This is a genomic window from Micromonospora sp. S4605 (assembly GCF_003176715.1).
Lineage (GTDB): Bacteria > Actinomycetota > Actinomycetes > Mycobacteriales > Micromonosporaceae > Micromonospora > Micromonospora echinaurantiaca.
In genome coordinates this window covers 1-7,889 of record NZ_QGSW01000379.1, presented here as the reverse complement: position 1 = coordinate 7,889, position 7,889 = coordinate 1, and the positions used below count along the sequence as shown (strand labels likewise).

The window sequence follows — 7,889 nt, the reverse complement described above, 5'->3', positions numbered from 1 at the left end:
ATAACAGTTATACACAGGCAGGCGTGTCACTAGGCGATTTCGCGGTTTCCACCAGGCCGCAACGCCTTGACCTGCGCCTTCACGCCGCAACGCCGACTATATCGACGCTGAGCTGCGGAACGCAGGTGTGCTGTTCGTCGGGTAATCGTCCGAACTTTCCCAACGATCGAGGCCAGAGCCTTCTTCGCCGGGTAGGTGTAGACGTACCGTTTGTTCGACCCCTGCTGTCGCCGGCGCTGGATGTGCCAGCCGAGGAAGTCGAACCCCTCGTCCAGGTGGACCACCTGCGTTTTCGGCCCGGACAGGCGAAGCCCGATCCGCGCCAACACCGCCGCGACGTCCTCCCGTAGCGCCTCGGCGTGCTCACGCCCGCCGGCCACCATGACGACGAAGTCGTCGGCGTAGCACACCAGCCGCCAGTTGCAGCGGCCGGTGCGGAGCCGGTTGTGCCGACGCCACGGCTGCCCATCTCGCTCTGCCACGCCTTGACGAACCAGTCGTCGAGCGCGGACAGGGCGATGTTGGCCAGCAGCGGTGACAGGATGCCTCCTTGCGGCGTGCCGGTGCTCGTCTCCTGGTAGCCGGTGTCGGCGCTGAGCACCCCGGCTTTCAGGAACGCCTTGACCAACGCCAGCACCCGCTTGTCTCCGACCCGTCGACGCACCCGGTCCATCAAGGCCGTGTGGTCGATGGTGTCGAAGCACGCCTCGATGTCCGCCTCCAGCACCCACTCGTAGCCCTTGGCGCCGAAGTGGCGGATCTCAGCGATAGCGTCGTGCGTGCGCCGTCGAGGCCGGAACCCGTACGAGCACGGGCGGAACCCGGCCTCGAAGATCGGCTCCAGCACCAGCTTCAGGGCGGCCTGGACCACCCTGTCCCGCACGGTCGGAATCCCCAGCCGACGCAACCTGCCGCCGGACTTCGGGATCATCCGCTCCCGCACGGGCAACGGGGTGAACACACCGGCCTTGACGTCGGCCCGCAGCTCGGCGAGAAACACATCCTCGCCGCGCAGCACCCGGATGTAGTGGGCGGTCTGCCCGTCCACTCCGGCGGTGCGTGCACCCTTGTTCGTCCGCACCCGCTCCCACGCGACCATCAGAAACGCGGGATCGGTGACGAGGTTGAACAAATCATCGAACCGGCGGGCCTCATCCTCGCCCGCCCATCGGTGCAGCTTCGCCTGGATCTCCAGTACCCGCCGCTCCGCCTGCCCCAACTCGGGCCACACGGACGGCGGCGCATCGATATTCACCGGCGGCCTCCTGGCATTCCAGCATCTCCGCTGCGTACTCGCTGTCGCCCTTCGCCCTGTGGTCGGCTTTCCCGACCTCCGACTACTACGGCGACTCCGCCCCCAGCCGGAACCGTCAGCTGACGGTGCGCCTGCCCCACCGGCGCGGCCTGGCTGGCCGACAGGCGGGGCGGTCCCGGACGGGTTCCCACGTTCACCACACGATCGTTCGTCGGGTGAGGTGCCCAGCTCTGCCCCTGCGACCTCGCCACGGCTACGCCGCAGACCTTCACCGTGGCCTCCCCGCCGGCCAATACCAAACCGGCCAGGGAGTTACCCGACACCAAACCGGTGCCGGGATACGCGCCGCAACCCAGCCCATATCCGCCAGGTTCGAGCTGGTGCCTAGTCTTGAGAGGCTTTACACGCTGGTTCCTCACGTACACCTTCCCGACTCGCTTGCCGGACCCGAGCCGTCTGGCAGTGCCAACCCGTCCCGGCTTTGTCAGGGCCGCTTCCCACCCACACCCGGCACCTCCCCGGGGCAGGCTGCCCTCAGCTACACCGCCCTGCTGCGACAGGAACGGCGGCGGTGGTCTTTCACCTCCACTCGATTGTGCAGCGCCTCGTGGCGCACGGTGTCCTACTGGCACCTCGTCGGCGTCGCCGCCCGCTACGGCGAAACCAGCTATGGGGCCGCCTACCTCCTCCCCATCTCCGTCGACGGACTCGTCATCGTCGCCAGCGTCAGCCTCGTCGAGATCACCGCCCGGATCCGCGCCGCCACACCCACAGCAGCCGCAGCCGCAGACGATCACTGTGCAGCCGCCGCTCCCACCGCCCACCCAGCCGGTCAACACCTCGATCACCGCGCGGCCGTCGCCCCAGACGGCTCGGGCTCGGGCACCCAGGCGCCCGAGCCGGTCAGGGAACCCCCACCTGACGGCAGCGGAGGCCGCAGCGACACCGACGACACGGCTCCGCAGTACCCGCCCCGGCAACCAACCGACGCCTTTCGGCCGTCATCCGCGAGCAGGGCCGGCGATAGCCAGCGCGACCGGCCCAACCCGCGTTGACGGACGACGTGCCGCCCGGCACCGCCGCCGCCGTGTCCTACTGGCGCCGCCGTGACCCAACCATGCACCCGGCGGACGTCGCCGCGAGGATCGGCAGGTCCGAACGCACCGTTCGCCGCTACTGGTCAACAGCGGCCGCAAACGGCGCGGCGCATGTCAATGGGCACCGCGCCGGCAGCCTCCGTCGCTGACACCACAGACCAAGATTGAGGCCGGGTTCGTCCCAGTTGGGCCTGCCACCCCGGCCGATCTCGGCGGCAAGTCAGGCACCTGGTATACCAGCACGCCCTCCAGCCATAGACCTTGATCTTGCTCGCGGGTCGGCTGCGGGAAGGCTGCGGCCACCGCTGATCATCGGTGTGTGAAGACTAAGAACTCCTAACTCTTTGAGCGTTGGAGTCGTCGCCAGCAGATGATGGCGCAGGCGAGGGTGAGGAAGGCTTCGTGGATGTCGTCGCGGATCTCCCAGCGGATGCGTAGCCGGCGGAACCAGTGCAGCAGGGCGATGGTCTGTTCGACGACCCACCGTCGGGCGCCGAGGCCGGAGCCGTGTCCGGTGCCGCGTCGGGCGATGACCGGGGTGATGCCCCTGTCGCGGAGCTGGCGGCGGTAGATGTCGAAGTCGTAACCCCGGTCGGCGTAGATCCGACCGGGTCGCTGCCGCGGGCGACCGCGGATGCCCTTGATCCGGGGGACCTTGTCGACCAGTGGCAGCAGTTGAGTGACGTCGTGACGGTTGCCGCCGGTCAGGGTCGCGGCGAGGGGGATGCCTCCCGCATCGGTGATGACGTGGTGTTTCGAGCCCGGACGGCGGCGGTCGACCGGGCTCGGACCGGTCTTGGGCCGCCTTTGAGCGCCCGGATGTGGGAGCCGTCGATCACCGCCCGGGACATGTCCAGTTGACCGGCGGCCCGCAGCTTGCCCAGCAGGACCTCGTGCAGTCGTTGCCACACGCCGGCGTCGTTCCAGTCCCGTAGCCGGCGCCAGCAGGTCATGCCTGACCCGAACCCGAGCTCCTGGGGCAGGTACTCCCACGGAATCCCGGTGTAGAGCACGAACAAGACCCCGCACAACACCTTCCGGTCATCAAGCGGCTTACGACCGGGATAGCGCCGCCGGCGAGGCGGTCGGGTCGGTAGCAACGGCTCGATCTCGGCCCACAGGTCATCCGAGACGATCCACGGCGGCCGCTCACCTCGCCTCACGGCCGACCACTGTAGTTGATCATCCAACAGGGACAGAGCCACGTTCGCCTAGATCATTCTGTTAGGAGTTCTTAGCCGCTAGGGCGGCGCGTTGCTGAACCTGCAGCAACGGGTCAAAGGGCATCCCGTAGGACGCCGCGGTTCGACGGGCAGCAGGTTCGACCGGAGGTACTAGCCTGCGGGTCGTGAACAGCGACCAGGTGCAGGCGACCGCCAGCGTCGCTGCGACCGTGCTCACCGGGGCAGTCCTTTGGTGGGAGGTTCACTCACGCAACCGCGAGCGGCGCGATGCCGAGCGTGGGCAAGCCCGTCTGATCCTATGTGTGCTGAAACACCGCTACGACTCCGAGGCGGGAGATGCGCGCAGGCTGGTTGCCGTCGACGTCGTCGTGGCTAACGTCAGCGAGGGGCCCATCCTGAACGTTTTGGTTCACCTTTCCCCGCTTCATAACGCTTTCAATCCTCTGGTCGAGCGGTGGGGACACGTCTTGCGCGCCGGCGACGAAACAGGGTTTCGGTACACGCTCCCTGAGCCGCTGCCTTGGGGGGAGATTGGGCCCGACTCGTTCGCCCGGCTTGCCATGAGCTTCACCGATGCGTCTGGCCTGGAGTGGTACAAAGAGGACGACGGCACGTTACACCGCTTTGTCGTCGGCGATGGCGTGTGGAACAAGTTCGTGGAGCTATCGACATCCGTGCGACGGCCTCTTTGGGGCAAGCGGGCGCGGAGCCGAGCGATGGGCGGCAGGAAGCGGAGCTCCGCGACGAGTGCTGACTTCGCAGGCGACAACCGGAACGCCGAGATGCTGGCCAACACCGAGAGATGACGCTTCGACGTGCTGGCGTGCTGACTTGTGAGTTGGCACCCTGCCCAGATACGGGATCTCGTCCAGCCGCGGGCCTCCGTTGCAACGGCGCTGCATGCCTCACGCCGTGTAATCGACACAACGGACGTTCGGCCGGGCCAGTAGGAGTTGGCTCCGCCTTGGCGGTGGCTGGGTTGACTGCTTGGGCTGCTTGGGCTGCTTCGGATCCGGGCACACGGTTTAGGAAGGGAAGAGCGGCAAGCTGCGGGCCGCTGGATCTACCAGGCAGAACAGGTCGGGTGCCGCGAAGCGAGACCTTGACCATTCCGCGCCTGTTCCGGATCTTGCCCGCTACTTGACAGCTGTCCATACGGTCGTTGCTGGAGGTGGGTCCATGGCAGACAGCACCCCGAACGGGAGCCGCGACATGCTGCAAATGGTCTTCCAGTTTCAAACGAGTGCCCGAGCGGAAGTAGCTCACCGAGTGGGCCTCAGGGACACGGCACTCTTCCTTTTTCTCGCAGCAAGCGCCAGCCTCTTCGGCGTAGCACTAAATGAGTCTTACCGACCGGTACTCTACGCGATTCCCCTGCTCGGGCTCGGAGCAAGCCAAGTCTTCACCCAACACAACATCGTCATCGGCGCAATCACTCGTTACCTCGGAATCGAGGTGACCGCTTGGCTGCGGGCAAACTATCCGAACTCTCCACTTCCCGTTCAGTGGAACAACTCTCGCTCGTATCTAGGCATGCGAGGTGGGGCTTTCACCAGACCGGTCCTCTTTTCTGGCCTTACCCTCATTGTCTTTCCACAAGCGTTGGCCTTGGTGGTCGTAACCATCACGCAATCACCGAGCCTTCTGACCTTCGTTGGGGTCCTGACCGGACTGGCGTCCGCCGGCCTTTCCCTCTCCGCAATACTGTCGGCCCACAGGACGAGAAGTGCGTATGAGAAGGAGCTCCGTCGCTTTTCAGAAGCCGAGCACCATTTGGCGAAGACACGTCCTACTTTCGACTCGAAACTGCCCCGATCTCGCACGGCAGGTTCCTGACGCCTCGCTTACAAGATCTGTGAGGATCGGCAACGCGGCCGGGTAGGTCGGCACCGGTGTCGGCCTGCTGGTTCGGTCTCGTACGAGGTCGGGCACGTTACCTTGGCTCGGCACGGGCGTTCTGCGCCGCCACCGTTGCTGCTCTCCGCTGCTATACCGGTGCCACCAAGTGCCGCAACCGAACCTCATCCAGACCAGGATCGACGGAGATCAAGACATGCGGGGCCAGCAAGACCAGCATGGCGTCATGCAGTTCGACAACGGCCTTCAGCACCAGGCGTGCATCCCGAAACGCGCCCTTTCCTCGATGAGACAGGTTCGAACGGACTCCGTAGTAATAGCGCGCGCCACCGGTGCCGTCCGGCCTCAACGTGATCTTGACGGTGGGATCTCTGCTGTCCACGACACTGTCAGTCTCGGCGCCTACGGTCCTGAGGGCGGCTTGGAACGTAGGGTCGCCGTCCAGTCGGCGAACCCGAGCCATGGGCGCTTGCGCTGGCCCGTAGCGGAGCGCTGTGTATCGTTCAACGACGCTCCACAGCAGAAGGTAGGACGCCTGCAGGCGAAAGAACTGATGCCAGAAGTCCGGGCCGTCCGGCTGCGCCTGCACGCCCTGGGGCGCAGCCTCCAACACTAGCCGCCGAACCTCGGCCAGTCCCTCACCAAGCACTGGATCTTGACTGGCCGACCATTCCGGTACTGGATCTCCAGAGATTCCATGCTGCAGCTTCACGCCGGCGAGAACGTTGGCAGTGATGCTCTGGCCATCTGCAGTCATGGCTTCGGTCGTTTTCCACCGATACTGGGCAGCTGGCTCAAATTCAGCCACGATCTGCCAGGCCTCCTCGGCCCCGTCAGCGGGAAAGGAGAGGAGCGAGCCGCGGACGCGTCCGGAAGTCGAGGAGTCGAACAAGGGCAGTCCATCACGCAGCCGGATCACACCGGCAACGGTGGCCTCAACGTGCCGACTGACAAGCGGCTCGAGCAGACCGAAGGCCAGCTCTCCGGGCTTCAGCGAGCCGTAGACGAACAGCGGAAGGAACCGACCCTGCGGCGATCCGAGTGATGGCACGCAGCGATTATCTCCCGATCGACCACATGGTCTCCCCCGCGGAAGCGTGGGACTCGGACGCCGCAACTGGGACCATCAGCCTCCGCGAGGCCTACACCAACGACCTCGGCGACTCCCGCCCCTGGCGCAGTTGCTGTCGGCGTTGCTGTTGGAAGCCGTACCGCCAGGCACGCTTTCCAAGTCCGCTCGTTCCCGTACGCGCTTGACCGGGTCGGTTCACTACCGAGGCGAACTCGACCAGTCGTTCGTCTACGGTCGCCCCCGCACGGTCACGAACGAGACGACAAGTGAGACGAAGGCAGGAGGGTGGCGTCGCTGTTCGACCTCAGCTCTCATGGGATGTCTGTTACCGCCGCTATCGATCTTCGAGAGGTGCGAGCAGGTGCGATCCCGTCGGGGAGACGGGCTGGACCTGTCCGGCGGCTGCGGTCACAACTTTGCGACTGCGTCCTCGAACTTCTTCGCCTGCGACGGCTTCACCTTCCCGGTCAGCCGCACCAGGACCCGCCCGTCCGCCGGTCGATAGTGGTACTCGGTGCCGAGGATCTGTGCGCCTTTCAGGGCGTCCTGAATGAACGTCGATCGGGCATCGGCGTCCCCTGCCGTCGCGAACACCTCGACCACCAAGCCGCGGTCGATGCCGTACTTCTCGGCGTCCTTGTCACCTCCCGGCACGTCCGCTGATGCACGGGACGTGTACTGGCCAGGGCGGCCGAGCTTGTCATTGGGATCAGTGTCCTCATCCTGCTCGGCGATGTTCGACAACGGAAGCCCAGCAGCGGTGAGGGCCTCGACTACGTCCTTGGCGCCCATCGCCGGCTTCTCGCTGGGGCTCACGGGGGCGGCCGGCGTCGTGGCACTCGCAACCGTCGACGGCCCTGCAGCGGCTGGAGGCTGGCTGTTGCCACAGCCTGCCAGAGCGAGGGCCAGAGCAGCGACGGCGCTGGTTGTGGCGAGCTGAGAACGATACAACAAGACTCCTCGACGTGACTTGCCGCGCAGAAGCCGCGCGGCTTTGTCATGATCGACAATTCGCGTTGGTCACGCCATCGTCCGCGCGGTCGACCATCTTTGGCCATTTCGGGACCCTCTTCGCCCGAGACTTCGTCGAGACTGCCTGGCGGGTTGATCGTCCGCTACATCTCGGTCGACCCGACCGTCCGGGGTCCTGGTCTGACGCCCGCCCGCCAGCGAAGCCATCGATAACACTCACCGCCTCACACGCATTCGAGGTCTGCGATCGCTCGTCTGCGACGATTCAGCCGGGGCCGTGAGCTGGTTATGCCGCCCCTGATGAACGGCACCAGGCCCCTGCGCACCCTCAATCGGCCGGCCTCGTCCAACCGCACGGGCCGGGCGACTTGATCGTGCCCACCGGTCACGCGTGGATGTCGATCGACCAAACCGATGCCCACCCACCCACATGAACGGGAGCACCACCACCG

General features: G+C 65.9%; 7 protein-coding genes and 1 pseudogene. 3 read left to right on the top strand and 5 right to left on the bottom strand.

What is annotated here, in order from left to right; genetic code table 11:
- Positions 1 to 29: 29 nt before the first annotated feature.
- Complete coding sequence (locus DLJ47_RS37575) at positions 30 to 383, bottom strand: hypothetical protein (RefSeq protein ID WP_255562365.1); 354 nt, start codon at positions 381 to 383, stop codon at positions 30 to 32.
- A gap of 158 nt (positions 384 to 541) precedes the next feature.
- A pseudogene (locus tag DLJ47_RS37570) lies at positions 542 to 931 on the bottom strand (reverse transcriptase domain-containing protein); the annotation flags it as partial.
- Positions 932 to 1,872: 941 nt separating this feature from the next.
- Between DLJ47_RS37570 and DLJ47_RS37990 the strand changes: the two are divergent.
- Positions 1,873 to 2,310 carry a DUF2637 domain-containing protein gene (locus DLJ47_RS37990; RefSeq protein ID WP_446723625.1) on the top strand — a complete coding sequence of 146 codons (438 nt, stop codon included), beginning with the start codon at positions 1,873 to 1,875 and terminating at the stop codon, positions 2,308 to 2,310.
- A 378-nt stretch (positions 2,311 to 2,688) separates the two neighbouring features.
- On the opposite strand, the gene DLJ47_RS30980 is transcribed toward DLJ47_RS37990, so the two are convergent.
- Positions 2,689 to 3,488, bottom strand: a protein-coding gene (locus DLJ47_RS30980) for an IS5 family transposase (RefSeq protein ID WP_446723626.1) whose coding sequence is annotated in 2 segments (ribosomal slippage) — positions 2,689 to 3,152 and positions 3,152 to 3,488 — 801 coding nt in all. Because the reading frame shifts where the segments join, the coding sequence is not laid out codon by codon here.
- Positions 3,489 to 3,700: 212 nt separating this feature from the next.
- Between DLJ47_RS30980 and DLJ47_RS30975 the strand changes: the two genes are divergently transcribed.
- Positions 3,701 to 4,342, top strand: a complete 642-nt coding sequence (locus DLJ47_RS30975; RefSeq protein ID WP_109905340.1) for a hypothetical protein — start codon at positions 3,701 to 3,703, stop codon at positions 4,340 to 4,342.
- Between the two features lie 373 nt (positions 4,343 to 4,715).
- Positions 4,716 to 5,372 carry a hypothetical protein gene (locus tag DLJ47_RS35495; RefSeq protein ID WP_146228238.1) on the top strand — a complete coding sequence of 219 codons (657 nt, stop codon included), beginning with the start codon at positions 4,716 to 4,718 and terminating at the stop codon, positions 5,370 to 5,372.
- Between the two features lie 151 nt (positions 5,373 to 5,523).
- Here DLJ47_RS35495 and DLJ47_RS30970 read toward each other — a convergent pair whose 3' ends face one another.
- Together DLJ47_RS30970 and DLJ47_RS30965 are read right to left on the bottom strand one after the other, a co-directional pair.
- A complete protein-coding gene (locus DLJ47_RS30970; protein WP_158289915.1) occupies positions 5,524 to 6,444 on the bottom strand; it encodes a gamma-glutamylcyclotransferase in 921 nt (306 codons plus the stop codon).
- 429 nt (positions 6,445 to 6,873) lie between these two features.
- Positions 6,874 to 7,257 (bottom strand): hypothetical protein, encoded by a 384-nt coding sequence (locus DLJ47_RS30965; protein WP_146228237.1) that lies wholly within the window; start codon positions 7,255 to 7,257, stop codon positions 6,874 to 6,876.
- Between the last annotated feature and the right edge of the window lie 632 nt (positions 7,258 to 7,889).

What these genes read in the sequence shown, in the direction of transcription:
- DLJ47_RS37575 (WP_255562365.1), bottom strand. Translation starts at nt 383, where the DNA reads ATGGTGGCCGGCGGGCGTGAGCACGCCGAGGCGCTACGGGAGGACGTC.
- DLJ47_RS35495 (WP_146228238.1), top strand. Translation starts at nt 4,716, where the DNA reads ATGGCAGACAGCACCCCGAACGGGAGCCGCGACATGCTGCAAATGGTC.
- DLJ47_RS30965 (WP_146228237.1), bottom strand. Translation starts at nt 7,257, where the DNA reads ATGGGCGCCAAGGACGTAGTCGAGGCCCTCACCGCTGCTGGGCTTCCG.